The organism is Moorena sp. SIO3B2 (assembly GCF_010692525.1).
Lineage (GTDB): Bacteria > Cyanobacteriota > Cyanobacteriia > Cyanobacteriales > Coleofasciculaceae > Moorena > Moorena producens.
Genome location: NZ_JAAHHE010000016.1, coordinates 56,833 through 75,378, shown reverse-complemented (window position 1 = coordinate 75,378; position 18,546 = coordinate 56,833). Strand labels below are relative to the sequence as shown.

The window sequence follows — 18,546 nt, the reverse complement described above, 5'->3', positions numbered from 1 at the left end:
TTTGTACCTTTCCAGGATTATTACCTTTTCTTACAATAACAGAGTATCCCTCAAATGGCAACCTCTGGAAACTAGCATAATTATAAGTTCAGCGAAGATTGCTCAGAACGTTCCAGTTTTCTGTTTCTAGAACTGCTCAAAGCCCCACCTCCAGGTGGGGCTTTGAGCAAATCCAAGCGCTAACCTTAATTCGGGATCAGCCTTGGAGTGTTACAGAGCGTTACCGCGAGGCAGTACTTCCTCAGGGAACTCAAAGTTTTGGTGAGGTTGATCTGCTGGAGCCATCCAAGCCCGCAGACCCTCGTTCAGCAAGATGTTCTTAGTGTAGAAGGTTTCAAACTCTGGATCTTCTGCTGCCCGGATTTCCTGGGACACGAAGTCATAGGCTCGTAGGTTCAATGCTAAACCTACAATTCCCACTGCACTCATCCACAAGCCAGTTACTGGCACAAACAACATGAAGAAGTGTAACCAGCGCTTGTTAGAGAAAGCAATTCCGAAGATTTGAGACCAGAAGCGGTTGGCGGTGACCATTGAGTAGGTCTCTTCCGCTTGGGTCGGGTTGAACGCCCGGAAGGTGTTGGCTTTGTCCCCATCCTGGAACAGGGTATTTTCTACCGTTGCCCCATGAATGGCACACAGCAGAGCACCACCGAGTACTCCAGCTACGCCCATCATATGGAAGGGATTCAGTGTCCAGTTGTGGAAGCCTTGCAGGAACAGGATGAAACGGAAAATACCCGCTACTCCGAAGCTAGGTGCAAAGAACCAGCTGGACTGTCCCAACGGGTACATCAGGAACACGCTGACAAATACTGCAATCGGCGCACTGAATGCGATCGCGTTGTAGGGTCTGATGCCTACTAGACGAGCAATTTCAAATTGCCGCAGCATGAACCCAATCAGGCCAAACGCTCCGTGGAATGCCACAAAGCTCCACAACCCTCCTAGTTGGAACCAGCGGGTCAAGTCTCCTTGAGCTTCTGGTCCCCACAACAGCAGCAGGGAGTGTCCCAGGCTGTTGGGAGGAGAGGATACTGCTACGGTCAGGAAGTTGCAGCCTTCGAGGTAGGAAGACGCTAAGCCGTGGGTGTACCAAGAAGTAACAAAGGTGGTACCAGTTAGCCAGCCCCCCAAAGCCATGTAGGCACAGGGGAACAACAGAATGCCTGACCAGCCAACGAATACAAAGCGGTCGCGCTTGAGCCAGTCGTCGAGGATGTCAAACCATCCTCTGGTGCTGGGGGCGCGTCCTACTGCTACTGTCATAGCAAGGATCTCCAGATATATATAAGTACGGTAAGCCGATTTACTTTCTTGCCAACTTTGCTACCTTACTAAAGGGCGTCTAAGTAAAGAAAAGTAAAGTTCGTCTAATATAACTATCATAATATGTCATAATTCTTAATTTTGCTACCCCCTTAAAAAAAAATTAGGTAATAACTGCACCCAAGATACCGCTCTTACCCCGGTTTGGGCTGGGGTCTAAGATAAGAAAAAGAAGTACATTTATAGAACGCGCTACGGCTTGATACTCCATGTTCACCATTGACTTGATTCTAAGGAATACACCCATGCCACTGTCTGTGCAACGTAAGTCAGAAGAAGAGGCGCAAGCGACCTACCAGGAAATTTTGACAGCCATGCGCTCTGGGCATCCTCAGTTGTTAGAACTCAGCTGCGATCACCAGCCAGAGAAGAAAATTGGCGTTCTCAGCGATCAGATCAGTGCAGCAATGATTTCTCAAAAATCTGGAGCCACAGGCTCAGGACGTACTCCCGGCTTCTTTGCCATGGCTGAATAAATTCATGGAACAGCAAGATATATAATGACTCAACCAGCAATTCAAGTAAGAGAGGTTGGCTTCAACTGGCCTAAAGGGGGGACAGTTTTGCAATCTTGCTCCCTGGAAGTCCCTAAGGGGGAGTTTTGGATGCTCTTAGGAACCAATGGCAGTGGTAAATCAACCTTACTTAGATTACTGGCTGGTTTATTGTCCCCCCAATCCGGTGAAATTTACCTAGCGGGTTCAGCAGGTTTTGTTTTCCAGAATCCTGATCATCAGCTAGTGATGCCTACCGTAGGTGCCGATGTAGCCTTTGGACTGGTAGCAGAAAAGCTCGACCTAGCTCAAGTTCAAGCCCGGGTAAAAGAAGCTCTAGCTGCGGTCAATTTACTAGACCTAGAACGACGCCCGATCTATGCCCTCAGCGGTGGTCAGAAGCAGCGAATTGCGATCGCTGGTGCGATCGCAAGACAGTGCGAGATTTTATTGTTAGATGAACCCACTGCCCTACTCGATCCAGATACCCAGATGGATTTAGTATCACAAGTGCGAAATTTAGTCAAAAGTAGAGGATTGACAGCCATTTGGGTTACGCACCGTTTGGATGAGTTGGATTATTGTGATGGAGCATTTTTGTTAGACCAGGGTCGGGTCATTGACCAAGGTCAACCGGAACGCCTGAAGCAAAGACTGGTAAGTCCTAATCACTGATTCTCGGGAAGTTTCCGGAAAGTGGTAGGATTTGTAATCGGCTAACTGTTAACAACAATAAGTGTTATAAATAACACTTATTGTTGTTATTGTAATATGATATGTTTTAATAGTTAAAGGTTGAGTGTTATTTTTGCTCAATCCTTTTGCCTTTTTATCAAGTGCAATTTATACTAATATAAAGAAATGTTAAATTTATTCTGGCCAATATGAGCAGTCCATAGGGACTGTAAATAGTATAATCCCATGGAAAATGTCTTGTTCTTCACCGCTGGCTATTTTACTAGTTGATGGCTATAACGTCATTGGCTCTTGGTCTTTCCTGAAAAATACCCGTGATCGTGATGGTCTGCTGAGTTCTCGCCAAGAGTTAATTGAGACCCTAGCCAATTACAGTGCCTTTGTTGGCTATGACACTGAGATTGTCTTTGATGCTCACTCACTCAATACCCCTAACAGTCGTGAGGTGATAACTAATAATTTATCCGTTTACTACACCGATTTCGGGGAGACAGCAGACACTTACATCGAAAAATTTTGCGCCTCCTATAGAACCAACCTTGTTCAACCAACTAAACGTCTGATCGTCGCTACCTCAGATCGGGCACAGCAATTGACTGTTGTCGGGTATGGTGCTCAATGCATGTCTTGCCAGCAGTTGCTCAGCGATGTTGAATTCACAGCTCGTCGAACCCGCCGCAAATACCGACCACAGAAATCCTCTCGTGGTCGTTTTTTAGTCAATTCCTTGGATGCCAAGGCTCAGCAGCGCCTAGAACAGTTGCGAAATAGTATCAAGTAAGGGGAGTGGAAAAAAATTTCCTGATCAAACACTTGACACAAACCAAAATATCCACTATTATTATAAAAGTGAAATCAATAAGCCCCCATCGTCTAGAGGCCTAGGACACCTCCCTTTCACGGAGGCGACAGGGATTCGAATTCCCTTGGGGGTATATAAAAAATAAAATACAACATAAAAAATACAACAGCTTAGGGTAGGCGATCTAATAAATATAAGATTGCCTACCTTTGGGCTAACCTATCCAGTCTTTCTCTAATGGCTAAGTTAATCAGAGAACGCAGCAAAATCAAAAACCAGAATGCGGAAAAGGCAAAGGCGGCTATCGCCCATCCACTATAAGGACCTGATAGGAAAATAGTACCGGCTACCAGAGTAAATCCAGTTAAACAAGCATAAATTAGGCTTTTTAGAGCAAGGGTGATCTGCTTGAGAGTGCGATCGCTTTCTACAGAACGCACCCGCAATTGTAACTCTCCCAGCTCGAGCCGCTCTTCTAAGCGTCGAATTGCTAGTTCGGTAGCGCTAGCCTTACGTAAGTTATATTTCACAAAATCCCTAGCTTGTTTAGCTAGTTCCCCCACTATATTCCCCCGCCCTTGAAAAACAGCCAGGCTTTTAACAAAAGGCTCTGTAGCAGCTAACAAATTATACTGGGGATCTAGGGAACGAGCGATCCCATCAAGAGTTGTTAGTGACTTTAATATAAATGTCAGTTGTGCTGGTAGGCGAAAAGGTTGCTGCTCAAACATTAAGTAAAGTTCGCTACTGATTTCCTCAAAAGCTTGTAATTCTATGGGCTTTTCGGTAAATTTTTCCAGTAGGAAAGCAACTAATCGCTTGACTGGCTTGAGATCTGACATGGGTTCAATTAACCCCATGTAAGTTAAACTATTAACGACCTGATCAGTGTCCTTACGCAGTACAGCAAAAAAAGTCTGGAGCATTTGGTCTTTAGTCATGGACTTGACCTCCAGCATTGTGCCAAAGTCATAGAAAATCAGACTGCCCTCTGCAGAGACTGCCATATTTCCAGGATGAGGGTCAGACTGAAAAAAGCCATCTTGTAATAACTGCTTGAGGTAGCAACAAATTCCCAGCTGAATAATTTCTTTAGGATTTATGCCTAGGGATTCCAGGCTCTGACGGTCATCAATTTTAATCCCCGGCATATACTCCATAGTCAAAACTTTTTTAGTTGTATATCGCCAGTAGACTTTCGGGACACTAATACGAGCATAATTGCTGAAATTTTGACGAAAACTCTCAGCATTCTTCCCTTCATGGATGTAGTCAATTTCTTGATAGAGCAGGTTAAAAAACTCATGGGTGATGGAATCCAAATCATATTTTCTGGTTCCCGGAACAAATCGATTGACAAAACGAATCAATCGATGGATAATCTCAAAATCTAGGTTAAATAGCTTTTCTAAGCCAGGACGCTGAACCTTAACGACTACATCTTCCCCGGTGTGCAATCGGGCTTTATGAACTTGTCCCAAACTCGCAGCGGCTAGAGGAAAATGCTCAAAATCCCGATACAAACCATGAATGTCGTGACCCAGTTCTGATTCAATTAGAGTTATAGCATCGGTTACACTAAATTCTGGGATCCGATCTTGTAATTGCGCCAAGGCATTCACATATTCTAAGCTAAGTAAATCAGGGCGTGTGGATAGTGCCTGCCCAATCTTGATGAACGTTGGACCTAAGTCTAAGAGCTTTCTAACTAACCACTGGGCTCGACGATTTCTTTGCTTGGGGGAATTATTAGCCGATACCTTGTCCCACCATAAATAAACCATAAACTGCGCTGCCGCAGTAAAAATATCGATCTGGCGAGCCAGGGGAGAATAGTTAGGTTGTTGCCAACGTGGTGGCTTGGGCGCATCAGTTGTGAGCATACTCAGCTATTCATAGTTACTCCTATTCAATCCGGGAGTATAAATCAGATCATATCCACTTTAATACCTATTCTTCCCAGTTAGTCTTCCGAGCTATTAGTCATTAGTGATTAGTTTTGCCTTCTTACTTACTAATGACTAAGTTTTACATAAAAGATTGAACCTGGGGCAGAGTAATTGTGAAAGATACCCGAGAGGTGCGAGGAGTGTCAGACGGGCCAGTGGAGACATCTACTGTGCCATTGAGATGCTGCACTAAGCATTTTACTAGCGCTAGACCCAAACCAGTACCCTGAACTGCTCTTTGGGTCATCCCCTGACCGCGATGGAATTTATCAAAAATATGTCTGAGGTCTTCTGGAGAGATGCCCTGACCAATATTGCTCAAACTCATCACAATCTGCTTCACCGATTGCTGGATTTGCTCAGTTACCTCGATCACCACTGTAGTATTTGGGTGAGAATACTTGCCAGCATTGGTTAAAAGTTCCAGCAAGATACGGTTAAGGCTCTCAGCGTCGGTGTTGATCAAGAGCGATGGTAGTGAACTATTGATTGTTAAGGTTAAGCCTTTCTGCGCCCATTTGTACTCAAAGGATTTAGCCAAGTGCTTAATCATCGGCATCAGGTCAATTCTTTGCAGCTGCAGTTGGGACTGGTCAGATTCCAGCTGCTGTAGACTCAACAGGTCGTTAATTAGCTCAATTTCTTGATTACACTGTTGCTCAAGGATTTCTAGATATTTGGCACGACGCTCAAGATCAAGTTTGGGTTGACGTAACATCCGAATCGCTAGACTCATGGCAGTCAAAGGTGTCCGCAACTCATGATTCATGCTACTGAGAAATTCGTCTTTGAGCCGATTTAATTCTTTTAACTGACCCATTTGCTGGCGAGTTCTTTCGTATAACTCTGCCTGAACTTTCAGACTATGTTGTAACTGAGCCGTGCGTTCTTCAACAAGGGATTGTACTTGCTGGAGAGTCTGATTTTGGATAATAGTGCTACTAACTTGTGTACTGACCCACTTGACCAAGTTGATTTGATTTTCTAGCCAAGGGCGAGGTTGACTATTTTGCAAGACCAAGAACCCCAAAACCTTAACGGATAGCAAGCCATGATTATCTGCCCCAACCAGAGGACAGATCAGTAACCCTGGCAATAGGACCTGATCTAGGAGTGAGATGCTCTGGTGGTCAGCTTTACCAATCGGGTGATCTGGTCTATGGGTAATGACTATCGGTTCAGGGGCTTGCTTGAGAGCCTGTTGGTACCAAGAACACTCAGAAACTGGGAAGGATTTATTTAACAGTGCGTCGCCTTTTGAAAATAGATCAGTAGTAGAGGTTTCCTGTAACCATTCACAAACGACTGTCAGATCATGTTTTGGTGAATGCTGTCCTGGTACAGTGCAACCAAGGGGATTCGTTTCATCTAAGAGTAGCAGTAGTGCCCGTGACACCTGAAGTGCTTCAGCAACAGCCGTGGTAGCTATCTGGAAAATCTCCAGGAGATTGAGAGAGCTATGCATCACTTGACTCAATTGGTTGAGCAGAGTTTGGTCTCGAGTAGCCGCCTTCACTTGGTGGGTTAGCTGAACTTGAGAAATTGCTACTGATACCCATTGGGATACAACAATTAACTGTTCTTGCTCTGTCTTTGTCCATTGGTAAGGCTGGGCTTTTCCTAAAACAATTACCCCGTTGACTACAGACTGAAACTTTGTGGAGGTCTTCAGTATTGCCCTGGCAGATAGCACTTCTTCACCCAAATCTAAGTTAGACCAAGCATCGGATTTTTGCCAATCTGAAATTGCCAGTACTGAGTCACTGCCTAAGTCATCCTCTGTGGTTAAGAGTTCCAGCAGTTGCACTGGATTTTTGTAGTATCGGTGTTCTGGGTCGAGGTGTTGATCAGCACGCCACCAGGCTAGTTGGGGTGTAGTGCTAGGGTTAGCCAGCCCCCCAATTAAACAGCTATCCACCTGAAAACTCTCTCCTATAGCCTTGGCCAGCATGGCCAACAGAGTTTGCGTTTCTGAGGTATTTAGTATAGTCTTAGCAATTTGTTGCCCGATCTGAGCTAACTCTGTCGGGTAAGGCATGAGTGAACCCTGATGTTCCTGGCTAAAGGTTGGTTCAAATGTACCTGAGAGACGGGACTTGATGGAATTTACTCTTGGGGCAAAAATCGCGCTTTCTGCATCCATTATGCTAGTTGCACAACTTGTGAATACTGGTCTTGACTAGAGCAACTGTTAAAACAGTAATCTCGCTAGGATTAGTGTTCCCGGCATCAGAGTGCTTTTGATCAAGAGATTGGAGTTTTTTACGACAACCGACCTACACACCCGTTCAATCATCACTGCTGGTTAGAGGAGAAGCTGTGGGTCGGTGGCACAACTTGCATCATGTAATCGTCACAGTTGAGTTAAACTCGTCCCCGGTGAGCTTGACCCGTAATTAAATTCGCTTTAGGTGCGCGCCTCCTAGGCCGGGTTCCCCGGCCTAGGAGGCGCGCCTATCGGCAAAGCCGACGCGGGGCGCGAACGGGCGCGCACCACGATATCAACAATGGTTACTGCTCGAAATTCGTCTACCCAATTAATTCTGATCGGTAGATTGGATGAGGGCTTGTTGGAGTTTCGACCTAAGGCACAGAGCGTAAAAATCCCAAAAGGCGCGTGCCTCTGAGTTGGGTAGACTAGTAGTACCTGGAAACCCAGGAGAGAATTGAGAAACTCCAGATATCTCCCCTGGGATTGAAATAGATTCACTTTGAACACCTTAAACACCTTGAGCACCTTTTTATACCGTTTTTTAAACAAAACTGATTTAAAACTTCAATTCAACACTACTAGGAGCGCTTCTTTCTAGCTTGTTTTTGAGCTTCCTCACTGTTTTTTCGATAAAGTATAACCCGATAACGAGCTATCTGGTAGCGTTGGTCATCAGGTTTTACCGTCTCCATTAGATTTGATGCCCGTTCCCACTTAGCTGCCACATCTAACCATTGAGCTGAGGTTTCGACACTTTCACCTGCTGCCGCTGCTTCTTGAGCTAGGCGCATTGCTTCAGTAAAGGGGTCCCGAGTAAAGGGGGGGTCTGGATTACTAGAAGATCCCGATGAAGAAGAATTGGCTGGGTCTTTTGCCGAATGGTCGGCTTGAGTTGGGTTTAGGGATTCGATTTCCCTCCCAAACCAATCATTCAGTAACCAACCTACTAGGATCAGGAATAAACCCAAACCTAACCCAATCACAACACCTTGCCGCAATCGACCTTTTTTACGTAGTTGACTGTAAGAAGCTGGCGGTAAGACCAGTTGCTGACTCGGTAGTTTTTTTTGGCTCAGTTGACGGGAAAATCCTGGTGTTAGAGCCAGTTGCTGGCTCGGTAGGTTTTGGCGATTGTTGAAGGTTTGAGCCAGTTGCTTGAAGAAATTTGGCCTAGTAAGGGTTATGTCTTCGTACCACAACAGCTGATTGTCTGGGTCACGGCTAATTTCTTCTAACCAGAGTAATTGTTCCTCTCGCACGATGCGGCTGTTGATCCTGACACGACGAATGTTACGCGGTGAAATTTCTTCCAGAATTTCCTGGATTTGACTGACTAGAATCGATTGTTCCAGCTGTTCCGGTTTTGCTGCTTCACACAAAACTTGCAATACGCCATCAGCCAGAATGGCTCTAGTTCTCACCCCAAAATCGGCTAATCGTTCATTCAGTGTTTGAATAATTGCCACCACGCTACCCTGGTGGGCTTGTCTAGCAATATCTTCCATGGTACCAGACATTTTTTTTAGCTATGACATTGGATTAGTGTGTTTGACTTTACTTAATATAGTTTTTCCCTTTAGAGTACCAGGATCTTCCATTAGTGCATGTATTGTTAATTTTTCTTGCCCCGTGGAGACCACTGCTAAAACCCAGGTGGATATAGTAATTATCAGAATCATGAGGTACACAGTTTTTTTTATTCCCCCTACCAGTCCCGGAAAACCATACTCGATCAACTCTCCCGGTGCGCTTACAGTCGTCGAATTAAATTCCCATGGTAGTGCGCGACCCAAGGCCGGGTTCCCCGGCCTTGGGTCGCGCCTTCAGGTCGCACCGCAAATCTTTGATTGGTTTGCAGGGAATTGACATGGTGAGCATTGACTACTGCCTGAAAAGATGAAAAAATAAAGGCTGTGAGCAGGAGGTTTATAGATGCTGTTAAAGTCAACCACTCGTCATGTCCGAATCTATACAGCAGAGGTAAAAAACAACGAACTAGTCGGGAGTGATAACGTTCTCACCTTAGACATTGACCCCGATAACGAATTCAATTGGAATGAAGACGCTCTACAGCAGGTTTACCGGAAGTTCGATGAGTTGGTTGAATCCTACAGCGGATTTGATTTAACCGAATACAACCTCCGTCGTATCGGTTCTGACCTAGAACACCTTGTGCGATCGCTTTTGCAAAATGGACAAATTAGCTACAATACGGAAAGCCGAGTGATTAATTACAGTATGGGATTGCCCCAAGTAGAACCTGAGAATTAGGCAGTAGGAGATAGGCTGACAAGCTACTTTCAAACCAAGTCACGACGGGAGCGAATAACTCAAGCGCCTGTCTGCCTTCATCCCCGGCCAAACTGTAGCTGGTTTACCAAAAAAATTGGGTTTAAAGCCCCGTCCTTATAGGAGACGAAACCGTAAGATAGTGGAGCCTTATTACAAAAGACCGTTACCTTTTACGCATAACCTGCCGACTATAAAGGCTCCACTATCTTACGGTAACTTCAACGGACGGCTTTTTTTAGATATGCCTTGACAGTTTTCGTCTAGCACGTTAAGATAAATAAAAACATAATAAAAAAAACGATTAGTACTTTAGATAAACATAATCTTAAAATAAGTAGACAATGTAAAAAACCTGTTTTGAGATAATCATGTTGCATAATCAAATCTAGCGATTTGGAAGTCTATGAAAATCAAGATTAAAAAACATTGTTTGTCTAAATTTATTAAATAATTTAGGTACGGTGGGGTTAGAAGTTACCGTAATCAGAGGGTCGCCTTTAAGGGTTACAGGCTATGCATAAAAGAGGTGCGACCCGTGGCGAATTTAATTCGCCGACGGAAAGCGCACCTTTGGTTAAAACTTTTTTATTAAGGCGACCCTCTGATCAGGTTTCGTCTCCGGCACACCGAAACCTAGGTCATAGACTAAATACGCTTGGGTCGAGGAGACCTCTATTTTTCCTGGCTCCGGCCTGGTTAAACAAGTCACCTCGTTGTTCGCGTAGCGTGGCCAAAGGCCAAGCAAGAATCCCCGTCCTTCCAGGGCGGGGAGTGTCAATTGACGTTCTCATGCTTTTAATCAATCCCTTGCTTAGTGCAAAGAAGTAAGTCGTGGTAGCTTAAAAGACTAATCTTGTCTACAGAAAAAAAATTTAATCCTTGGAGTTATAAGCCTTGGTGGTGCCAACCCTGGTCAATCCTATTGACCGGAGGGGGCATCATCTTGAGTATCTGGGTAGTTTTCAAAACCCTCTGGATAACACTACTCGTTGCTATGCCAATTCTGCTTTGGTGGACGTACTTTTTGCTGATCTGGCCTGAGCTAATCAAGATTAGTGCTATGAGTGAGGGGAACCGGTCAATATTGCGCAATGATTAATACATAAAATTAATACATAAAACTTAATGGTTACCTTCCCCATAGACCATAGGGTAATCATTGCTGCCTAGAATGTTTCAGGGGAATTCATTCACTATTGACGTAAATCATTAACCAGCCCTTAAGTCAAGCGCTACAATCTGTAATCAATGGGCTGATTTTGGCACTTCCTTTGTTGGCACATAACTCCTTCAAAGAAAGCTGTGCTAATGTTAACCCGGTTCCATCAGGCTATCTTTAGCAGCAAAGAGTTTCATGGACAATCCGGCGGCAACGCTCCACTGCCCAAACCATCAATGTCAGGCTCCCAATCCCCAGACCAACAAGTTCTGCCAAAAATGTCGCACGCCGCTGCTCAGACGATACTTGTGGGCTATTGGGTCAGGCATAAAAGCCGCTCAACCGGGAGAAGTTATTGCTAAGCGCTACCTCCTGATTCATTCTCGTGTTCTTTTAGATACTCAACCAGCGGTACCGCCAGAGACCCCACTAGAGATTCCTCAAACCATAACCCCATACTTGAGACTGGTTTCCTATGGATTACACCTGCCTCAAGTGTATGGTCTGCTAACACCTCAGCCAAGGCATAACAAAGAGATTTGGTTACTCGAAGGAGTACCAATTCAGGCAACAGGGAACATTAATACTCAAGGACAACTGTCACCAGAACTCACTAGCGTCTGGAAAGATGCCTCACCAGTACGCCAACTCAACTGGCTGCAGCAATGGGCTTCACTGTGGCAACCTTTGAGCCGAGAAGGGGTAGCGTCTAGCTTACTGAAATCAGACCTGGTGCGGGTGGAAGGAGCCTTGCTAAGGTTGTTGGAATTGCAGCCTGATCAAACGCCAGCACCAACCTTAAAACAGCTGGGTCAGCTGTGGTCACAACTGCTTGAGGGGGCTTCCCCTGTTATTAGTGAGTTTTGCCAACAACTCTGTTCCCAGCTTACAAAAGGACAGATACAGACATCAGAGCAGCTGTTAGCATTACTGGCGAAAGGGTTGTTTGAATGCCGGTCATGGCAATCGAGAACCTATAAGACTCTCACTCGTACCGATACCGGTCCCGGTCGTAGCCACAATGAAGACGCTTGCTACCCTCCTAGTGGTAAGCTAATTAGCTCTTCAAGAGGTAAGGAAGCTTTGGCAATGGTTTGCGATGGCATTGGTGGACAAGCAGGTGGTGAAATTGCCTCCCAACTGGCGATTGACACTCTCCGACAACAGCTCAAACAACTGCCAGCTAAACTGAAGGTGTGGCACCCAACCACTCTAACCCTGGAATTGGAAAAAGCTGTCTGTGCTGCCAATGACTCCATTAGCCAACGCAATGATCATGAGAACCGATTTGATCGGCAGCGTATGGGAACAACCTTGGTCATGGCTAGAACCCATGCCCATGAAATATACATTACCCATGTCGGGGATAGCAGAATCTATTGGGTGAGTCGCCATGGTTGTCACCAAGTTACTCTAGATGATGATTTAGCGTCTCGAGAAGTGCGGCTTGGATATACCCTTTACCGACATGCTCTACAACAACCAACATCTGGTGCGCTAGTGCAAGCTTTAGGGATGGGTTCATCAACCACACTGCACCCGACTGTACAGCGCTTGGTGTTGGATGAAGATTGTTTGTTTCTGCTGTGTTCTGATGGTCTTAGTGACAATGACCGAGTCGAGCAGTACTGGGAAACTGAAATACTGCCTATTCTCGACGGTCAAATTGATTTGAAGAAAGCAGCAGAACGAATCATTGAGCTTGCTAATACCAAAAACGGGCACGACAATGTCACGGTGGCGTTGATTTACTGTCAAGTCACACCAAGCCAGCCTTCCTTGCCAATCCAACTATCACCGCCACGGATAGAATCCCTTCCCACTCTCGAGACCAACAAGACTCTAATGTTAAACGTTAAGAGTGATCAGCAACCCGCTTCTACTGATGAACAAAAAACAGCGTTGCTCACACTTAACCTCATGGAAGAGGGGGACGCCTCTGGTGACCAAAATCCTAATTATTCAGCTTCAACCTTTCCTGAGAAGACTGGGAGACTTTTGTTGGGCATATTCGTGCTGTTGGTGTTAGGGGGGGTAGTCGTTTATCTGTTGAGTCCAGTGTTGAGTCCAAAGGCGAGTGGACAGATAAATCGCTTCCTGAGTGGGGTTTTTAGTCTCGGTAAGGGGCAACAAATAACCCGTTCTAAAACCCCTACACAGATTCCAGTAACTAAAGCTCCTCCAGAACAAACCCCTGACTCCGGGACCGACCCTAAGCCAGCTGCCTTAATTAAAAACCAAGATATTATTAGAACAGTGGGTCCTGTACAACTTTTGGTTAAACCTGAAAAGCAATCAATCCTTGGGAGATTTACTGCTGGTAGTGTTTTGCAGGTGATTGCCAGAAAAAGGTATCCTCAGGAAGAGACTTGGTGGATTAGATTAAGAGTTTGCTCACCTGGAACCAACAAAACTGATATTCCATCGGATATTCCATCGGATCAAATGGCTAGCCCTCCCAAAGTTGGCTCATCCTCAGTACCGTTAAACTCTAAGCAGACTAAACCCTCTGCTACCTTGGTGTCACAGGGACAGGAAGGGTGGATAAGAGAAAAGGATATTTTACCTATGATGGATCGTAATTTTACACCAACCTCTTCCCAAACGAGTCAATGTCAGAAAAAGACGCCTCCGTCTAGTTCCCCTAGACCTACTCAATCTCCCTAAGTCTCCAGAAAGTAGTGATTAGCTTATCGCTTTTAAGTTAATGCTCACCAAAGCTTTCTGACTAACCACTCAACTCCTCAACTAAGAACTGGAAACTAATGATGTCCTACTAATGACCAATGCCTCATTATTGATAGCGCCAATACCACCCAAGACTCGATAGAGTGATCAAAACATCGGTATATTCCCTATAATGATGAACCTTTAATGTCTGGTATCGAAAATCCTTGCCTCAGTTTAGCGATCGCTCGTCTATCTGCCGCTGGCAGAGAAAACTTGGCTATCTGGGTGCTGAAAGCTCCTTACCCAGGGGGAATGGTTCATCATGATTCTACTTGGTCTGAATACATGACTCAGTCCTGGCTGGCTTGGCAGGAAATGTTTTCCCCATTTTCAAACCATGTGCCGATTAGTGGTCATCACAACCAGTATCCCACCACTTTGCCCTCAGAGAATCAAAACGGTGCTAAAGGTCCGGAGATTAGCTACAGTGGTCGTTTGATGCAAGGTTTGGGCATTGACCTCTGGCAGTGGCTGTTTCAAGGCTCAATTCGCAATGCCCTCGAACGAAGTCAAGGCATTGCCTTGGGACAAAATAAACCCCTTCGCCTGCGCTTGGAAGTCCGCGCTCCAGATTTCATTCCCCTCCCCTGGGAAATTATGCAACCCATGGCGGGTAAACAGGCAATTTCCCTTTCTCAGCAAATCCTGTTTAGCCGCACAACTAGTGATGTAGACGCCCTCGAACCCCTGCGCTCCCACCAGGCTCTCAATATTTTGTTAGTTCTAGGAGAGAAGGTTCAAAAATTAAATGGTTCGACTACCAATTTGGATCTCGAAAAAGAAGCGGCTACCTTGGTAAATGCCCTTCAAGCTGGTAGAGCCGCTCAAACTTCTAGGAACCAATCGGTTCCACCAGTTACCTGCAACGTCTCAAAACTCATACAACCGACACCAGCTGAACTGATTAAAGCACTGGAAACCGGTGCCTATAACATCCTATTCTATGCTGGTCATGGTGAAAGCGCACCAGACGGAGGTTTGCTATTTTTACGCTCGGATGCGAAAATTAGTGGTACGGAATTGGCTCAGGTTCTGGTCCGCACCCAGGTTGCCTTAGCTGTATTCAATGCCTGTTGGAGTGCCAAACCTGACCAAGTGAATTCCCAAACCATTCCCCGTAGTAGTTTAGCTGAGGTGCTCATTCACCACGGTGTTCCAGCAGTTTTGGGGATGCGGGACTCCATTGCTGACCAAGAAGCCGTGAGTTTTATTAAAGCATTCGCCCAAGCCTTGGCGGAGCGGATGCCCATAGACCATGCTGTAGCTGTAGCGAGACAGCACCTGTTGACCCTTTACAAGTTTAACCAACCAGCCTGGACCTTGCCTATCCTTTATATGCATCCTCAGTTTGAAGGGGAGTTAATCCAACCGGTGGGAGAAGGAATTACAGAACTGCCCACCATCACCTCAAGCTGGGTTGAAAGTCCGCCCCCAACGGCATCTTTGCGTTCAATTGGAAAAACCGATCATGTCTGGCCGATTCGAGGTGGATTGATGCGAGTGGGACGCCTACAATCTCACAACGATTTGGTGATTCCCGAAGTTTGTGTTAGTAAGCAACATGCTGAAATTATCTGCCGTGATGCTTTCACTGACCAAGGCTCGGATCCAACTTACTTCTTGAGGGATTTTTCTCGTAATGGGACGAGAATATTAATCGATAATGGTTGGAAAACTGTTCATCATCAGGAAGTTAAGCTAAGGTCTGGTATTCAGCTTAAGTTTGGTGGTCCTCGTGGTCAGATCTTTGAGTTTATTATTGACTCCCCAGAATCTTGAGTCGGACTATCCTCCTGCCGAGGATAAAGTGCAGCTTATGCTGTTAACTATGCTGTTACCAATGGAAGTTTCACAAGGATACTGGTTAGAGTCAAATGGCAACTAGTGGCTGTCTACCTAAAGTCTTCTCTAAATAGCTAACTAATATCACACATAAGTTTAGTTGGAAAGTGCTGTTGCCATGGCAATTAAACACGCGCTGAGAAGTTCAGATTATTTTTTCAGCTGTTGCGGAACTTCCTCAAAAATTGATGTAGCTATTTTATGTCAGGTTTCATCTACTAACCCAAACAGGAGGGGCATTATGAACAGCCAAGCTATTCAATATCAAGAACATCAACAATCAGATTTTGAGGATACTTCGGTTCAAATCCAAGAAGAACTACTAGAATTACTATTACAGCCAGAAGAGGAGTTTTATCCTTGGGATCCAACTCATCCAGAAGCAGAAGCTTATTTTGCTGAGCTAGAAGGAGGTTTTTCCCTCGACGAAATCCAAGATCATCAGGAAATTGCTCAGGCTTCTGTTGCCTTTTTTGAGCGACTAAATCAGTGTTGGGAATTACCGCTCGAATCCACCATCGAATCCACCATCGAATCCACCATCGAATCCACCATTGACTCGTTGAAGGCAGCTTTAGCTAACGGATGTGCTTCTTGCATGCCTACCGAATGGCTAGAAGCGATCGCTTCTAGAGCCCAAGAGGTTGTTGACAAGAACTTGTCCTTAGCAGAGCAACTTGTGCTTTGTGTCAAGCCATTGTTACAAAACTGGACAGAAGACGATCTATTGGTTTTAGCTCGTCCGTGGGCTTACGCCATGCGCAGTAGCTCAGACTCCATGAATGTCAGCCCTTCAGTTAAATCTGAACAGTGGCACTCTTTGTCTTCTATCCAACAAGTCCGCCTAAGCCTAGAAGTAGCTCATTCGGCTCTGATCGAACTAAACAATCACACTAGTAACTAATCATCTAACACTAATCATCTAACTAATCATCTTAATTAATTAGTATCGTAATTAGTTATTAGCGTAATTAGTGATTAGTCATTACCACCAAGCTGGGTTTGAACCGAAAAACCGTTTTCTGGTTCTGTCTTTGCCTACATTAATTATAATCCGGACATGATAGTTATCCCAAGTTGCATTGATATGTAGCACCATTACCTCCCATCTGCTCATGTGTGGTTTCTACCATCTACCTAATCCAGAATGCACTTTTATAGCGGTTTTCAGGTTTTTATTCCGATGGAATACAGCCGGTGATTGCACTCGGAATTTACCAGAGACTAACGTGTATTCTACTGAGCTGGAAACCGCTATAAATTTTTAATCTACTCAAAGGTAGTGCAACGTTTTAATTACATCAATATATTGCTTATTGCAATCAATAAACTAAAAAAAAATCTGACATTGACACAATACTACAGGGAGCTGGGTAACAGTGGTAGTAATAGCGTGACAAAATAATACACCAAAGGGGCAGTGAACACATAGCTGTCTGTTCGGTCTAAAATGCCACCATGACCAGGAATTAATTGCCCGGAATCCTTTACACCAGCATCCCGTTTCATTAAGGACTCAGTTAAGTCTCCTAAGAGGCTAGCTACACCAATCATTACTCCGAACATCGTGCCACTCAACTGCCAGCACGGCCAATTCAGATACCAAGCTCCTGCGATTCCTACAGCAATACTACTGACAAGGCCAAATATAGCGCCTTCCACAGTTTTTTTAGGACTGATCATAGAAAGGCGAGTGCGACCAAAAAATTTGCCGAAGGTGTAAGCTCCGATATCTGCTGCCCAAATACAGCTGAATGCTAGGAGAGTTGTACTTAACCCAGCAGGTATGTGACTTAGATTAATCGAAAAATTAGACCAGTATTCACTCCCGGGTAGGTTCGTAGCAGCGACTGTAGCATCTCTAGCTAGGGAGGAGGTTTCAGTCAAACCCACTCGCAGACGGACCCAATAGCCGGGCAGATAACCACCATAGAGTAAACCCAATATGGAAGCCCCAATATCCGCAATGGTTGCTATCTTGGGTTGGAAGAGTAAGTAAAAACAAATAAATGTTCCAGCAATGGGAAACACCGCATCAGCCAGGGTTGGTGAAATGGTAGCTGTAATTAGTAGTAGCTGAGACACAAACATGGTGCTTTTGGTTGCTGGCACCATGCCTTTTGCTTTGACTAGTTTAAAAAGTTCTAACTGACCTAAATAGACAATGACACAGAAGCCGATGGTAAAATACCATCCCCCAAGTAGGATCATCCCCATTGCCAGGGCGATCGCAACTATTCCACTAAAAATCCGTAACCAGGGCATATGACGTTTTTTTTTGACACTCCTGTTCTCACACAAGAACAGGTTATTTATATTATTATTGTTAATTTTGTTCCCTGAAGGGGTCTATTCCTTACTCTAACTTCTCACCACTAAGAATAAAAATGGGGTTAACTGCTGCAAATGTTTGATAATTCCCCCGTGTCTCTAGGCGATTGACGGCTGACTGAACGACTTCGATATTGCGAGCCTGTAACTCTGCTAAGCCTTCTGATATGGAATAGAGTCCTTCTAGATTATTGGTGGTTGCGACTATCCTCCCTGGAGATTGTAGGTAGGGCCAGACTTCTTTGAGTAAAGTTTTGATTGGTCGTCCTCCTTCAAGGCAAACTCGGTGGGGTTTCAATGGTAGATCTTTGAGACATTCTGGGGCGTTACCTTCGATCACTTCTACGTTGGTGACATTAAAGCGATCGCAATTGTGTCGAATCAGGTTGGCTACTTCTTCATCCCGTTCAACAGCAATAATCTCACTTTTGGGACACAGTAGTCCAATTTCTACAGGAATGGTACCGGTTCCAGCACCGATGTCCCACAACCGGTCTTGGGTTCCTAGTCGTAGGGCAGAAATGATCAGCAGCCTGACTTCTCGCTTACTTAAGGGAATACCGGGTAGGCGTTCAAAGAGGTGATCTGGGATTCCAGGAGTAATGTACGGCCAAATTGGAGATGACATTTGTGGTATTTAGGTTTCGGGGTATTTTTTTTCCTTTAGTTATTTTGATTTATTAAACTAACCACTTCAGGTATAGAACACA

At 45.0% G+C, this 18,546-nt stretch carries 16 protein-coding genes and 1 tRNA gene; 9 read left to right on the top strand and 8 right to left on the bottom strand.

Features of this window, described 5'->3' with window-relative positions; genetic code table 11:
• Positions 1 to 210: 210 nt before the first annotated feature.
• On the bottom strand, positions 211 to 1,269 hold the full coding sequence (psbD, locus tag F6K38_RS05790) for a photosystem II D2 protein (photosystem q(a) protein) (protein ID WP_008183309.1): 1,059 nt from the start codon (positions 1,267 to 1,269) through the stop codon (positions 211 to 213).
• Between the two features lie 269 nt (positions 1,270 to 1,538).
• Between psbD and F6K38_RS05785 the strand changes: the two genes are divergently transcribed.
• The 4 genes from F6K38_RS05785 (at position 1,539) to F6K38_RS05770 (ending at position 3,454) form a co-directional block, all read left to right on the top strand.
• On the top strand, positions 1,539 to 1,805 hold the full coding sequence (locus tag F6K38_RS05785; protein WP_008177880.1) for a UPF0367 protein family: 267 nt from the start codon (positions 1,539 to 1,541) through the stop codon (positions 1,803 to 1,805).
• A 24-nt stretch (positions 1,806 to 1,829) separates the two neighbouring features.
• Positions 1,830 to 2,498 carry an energy-coupling factor ABC transporter ATP-binding protein gene (locus tag F6K38_RS05780; RefSeq protein ID WP_008177882.1) on the top strand — a complete coding sequence of 223 codons (669 nt, stop codon included), beginning with the start codon at positions 1,830 to 1,832 and terminating at the stop codon, positions 2,496 to 2,498.
• 253 nt (positions 2,499 to 2,751) lie between these two features.
• The gene (locus tag F6K38_RS05775) at positions 2,752 to 3,300 is read left to right on the top strand and encodes an NYN domain-containing protein (protein ID WP_008188389.1); all 549 of its coding nucleotides are present in this window, start codon (positions 2,752 to 2,754) and stop codon (positions 3,298 to 3,300) included.
• 81 nt (positions 3,301 to 3,381) lie between these two features.
• Positions 3,382 to 3,454, top strand: a tRNA-Glu gene (locus F6K38_RS05770).
• Between the two features lie 70 nt (positions 3,455 to 3,524).
• Here the strand turns inward: F6K38_RS05770 and F6K38_RS05765 are convergent.
• From F6K38_RS05765 to F6K38_RS05755, 3 genes are all read right to left on the bottom strand, one after another.
• On the bottom strand, positions 3,525 to 5,204 hold the full coding sequence (locus F6K38_RS05765) for an ABC1 kinase family protein (protein ID WP_287247537.1): 1,680 nt from the start codon (positions 5,202 to 5,204) through the stop codon (positions 3,525 to 3,527).
• Between the two features lie 145 nt (positions 5,205 to 5,349).
• A complete protein-coding gene (locus F6K38_RS05760; RefSeq protein WP_008188387.1) occupies positions 5,350 to 7,413 on the bottom strand; it encodes a GAF domain-containing sensor histidine kinase in 2,064 nt (687 codons plus the stop codon).
• A 647-nt stretch (positions 7,414 to 8,060) separates the two neighbouring features.
• Positions 8,061 to 8,999 (bottom strand): hypothetical protein, encoded by a 939-nt coding sequence (locus tag F6K38_RS05755; protein WP_287257103.1) that lies wholly within the window; start codon positions 8,997 to 8,999, stop codon positions 8,061 to 8,063.
• Between the two features lie 415 nt (positions 9,000 to 9,414).
• Between F6K38_RS05755 and F6K38_RS05750 the strand changes: the two genes are divergently transcribed.
• A complete protein-coding gene (locus F6K38_RS05750; RefSeq protein WP_071102827.1) occupies positions 9,415 to 9,753 on the top strand; it encodes an NAD(P)H-quinone oxidoreductase subunit M in 339 nt (112 codons plus the stop codon).
• A 659-nt stretch (positions 9,754 to 10,412) separates the two neighbouring features.
• On the opposite strand, the gene F6K38_RS05745 is transcribed toward F6K38_RS05750, so the two are convergent.
• Positions 10,413 to 10,565: a hypothetical protein gene (locus F6K38_RS05745; protein WP_154659805.1), complete on the bottom strand. Its 153-nt coding sequence runs from the start codon at positions 10,563 to 10,565 to the stop codon at positions 10,413 to 10,415.
• 62 nt (positions 10,566 to 10,627) lie between these two features.
• On the opposite strand from F6K38_RS05745, the gene F6K38_RS05740 reads away from it, so the two are divergent.
• From F6K38_RS05740 to F6K38_RS05725, 4 genes are all read left to right on the top strand, one after another.
• Positions 10,628 to 10,873, top strand: coding sequence for a DUF6737 family protein (locus F6K38_RS05740; protein ID WP_008184881.1), 246 nt, complete (start codon positions 10,628 to 10,630; stop codon positions 10,871 to 10,873).
• A 255-nt stretch (positions 10,874 to 11,128) separates the two neighbouring features.
• Positions 11,129 to 13,600 carry a PP2C family protein-serine/threonine phosphatase gene (locus F6K38_RS05735; protein WP_048815254.1) on the top strand — a complete coding sequence of 824 codons (2,472 nt, stop codon included), beginning with the start codon at positions 11,129 to 11,131 and terminating at the stop codon, positions 13,598 to 13,600.
• A 207-nt stretch (positions 13,601 to 13,807) separates the two neighbouring features.
• Positions 13,808 to 15,442: a CHAT domain-containing protein gene (locus F6K38_RS05730; protein WP_008184885.1), complete on the top strand. Its 1,635-nt coding sequence runs from the start codon at positions 13,808 to 13,810 to the stop codon at positions 15,440 to 15,442.
• Positions 15,443 to 15,746: 304 nt separating this feature from the next.
• Positions 15,747 to 16,409 carry a hypothetical protein gene (locus F6K38_RS05725; RefSeq protein ID WP_008184887.1) on the top strand — a complete coding sequence of 221 codons (663 nt, stop codon included), beginning with the start codon at positions 15,747 to 15,749 and terminating at the stop codon, positions 16,407 to 16,409.
• Positions 16,410 to 16,490: 81 nt separating this feature from the next.
• On the opposite strand, the gene F6K38_RS05720 is transcribed toward F6K38_RS05725, so the two are convergent.
• From F6K38_RS05720 to cbiT, 3 genes are all read right to left on the bottom strand, one after another.
• Positions 16,491 to 16,622 carry a hypothetical protein gene (locus F6K38_RS05720; RefSeq protein ID WP_267872041.1) on the bottom strand — a complete coding sequence of 44 codons (132 nt, stop codon included), beginning with the start codon at positions 16,620 to 16,622 and terminating at the stop codon, positions 16,491 to 16,493.
• A 242-nt stretch (positions 16,623 to 16,864) separates the two neighbouring features.
• Positions 16,865 to 17,770 carry a phosphatidate cytidylyltransferase gene (locus F6K38_RS05715; RefSeq protein WP_287356267.1) on the bottom strand — a complete coding sequence of 302 codons (906 nt, stop codon included), beginning with the start codon at positions 17,768 to 17,770 and terminating at the stop codon, positions 16,865 to 16,867.
• Positions 17,771 to 17,861: 91 nt separating this feature from the next.
• On the bottom strand, positions 17,862 to 18,464 hold the full coding sequence (gene cbiT / locus F6K38_RS05710; RefSeq protein ID WP_287267542.1) for a precorrin-6Y C5,15-methyltransferase subunit CbiT: 603 nt from the start codon (positions 18,462 to 18,464) through the stop codon (positions 17,862 to 17,864).
• Positions 18,465 to 18,546 lie beyond the last annotated feature (82 nt).

What these genes read in the sequence shown, in the direction of transcription:
- F6K38_RS05725 (WP_008184887.1), top strand. Translation starts at nt 15,747, where the DNA reads ATGAACAGCCAAGCTATTCAATATCAAGAACATCAACAATCAGATTTT.
- F6K38_RS05720 (WP_267872041.1), bottom strand. Translation starts at nt 16,622, where the DNA reads ATGAGCAGATGGGAGGTAATGGTGCTACATATCAATGCAACTTGGGAT.
- F6K38_RS05755 (WP_287257103.1), bottom strand. Translation starts at nt 8,999, where the DNA reads ATGTCTGGTACCATGGAAGATATTGCTAGACAAGCCCACCAGGGTAGC.
- F6K38_RS05780 (WP_008177882.1), top strand. Translation starts at nt 1,830, where the DNA reads ATGACTCAACCAGCAATTCAAGTAAGAGAGGTTGGCTTCAACTGGCCT.
- psbD (WP_008183309.1), bottom strand. Translation starts at nt 1,269, where the DNA reads ATGACAGTAGCAGTAGGACGCGCCCCCAGCACCAGAGGATGGTTTGAC.
- F6K38_RS05785 (WP_008177880.1), top strand. Translation starts at nt 1,539, where the DNA reads ATGTTCACCATTGACTTGATTCTAAGGAATACACCCATGCCACTGTCT.
- F6K38_RS05715 (WP_287356267.1), bottom strand. Translation starts at nt 17,770, where the DNA reads ATGCCCTGGTTACGGATTTTTAGTGGAATAGTTGCGATCGCCCTGGCA.
- F6K38_RS05760 (WP_008188387.1), bottom strand. Translation starts at nt 7,413, where the DNA reads ATGGATGCAGAAAGCGCGATTTTTGCCCCAAGAGTAAATTCCATCAAG.
- cbiT (WP_287267542.1), bottom strand. Translation starts at nt 18,464, where the DNA reads ATGTCATCTCCAATTTGGCCGTACATTACTCCTGGAATCCCAGATCAC.
- F6K38_RS05765 (WP_287247537.1), bottom strand. Translation starts at nt 5,204, where the DNA reads ATGCTCACAACTGATGCGCCCAAGCCACCACGTTGGCAACAACCTAAC.
- F6K38_RS05730 (WP_008184885.1), top strand. Translation starts at nt 13,808, where the DNA reads ATGTCTGGTATCGAAAATCCTTGCCTCAGTTTAGCGATCGCTCGTCTA.
- F6K38_RS05745 (WP_154659805.1), bottom strand. Translation starts at nt 10,565, where the DNA reads ATGAGAACGTCAATTGACACTCCCCGCCCTGGAAGGACGGGGATTCTT.
- F6K38_RS05750 (WP_071102827.1), top strand. Translation starts at nt 9,415, where the DNA reads ATGCTGTTAAAGTCAACCACTCGTCATGTCCGAATCTATACAGCAGAG.
- F6K38_RS05775 (WP_008188389.1), top strand. Translation starts at nt 2,752, where the DNA reads ATGTCTTGTTCTTCACCGCTGGCTATTTTACTAGTTGATGGCTATAAC.
- F6K38_RS05735 (WP_048815254.1), top strand. Translation starts at nt 11,129, where the DNA reads ATGGACAATCCGGCGGCAACGCTCCACTGCCCAAACCATCAATGTCAG.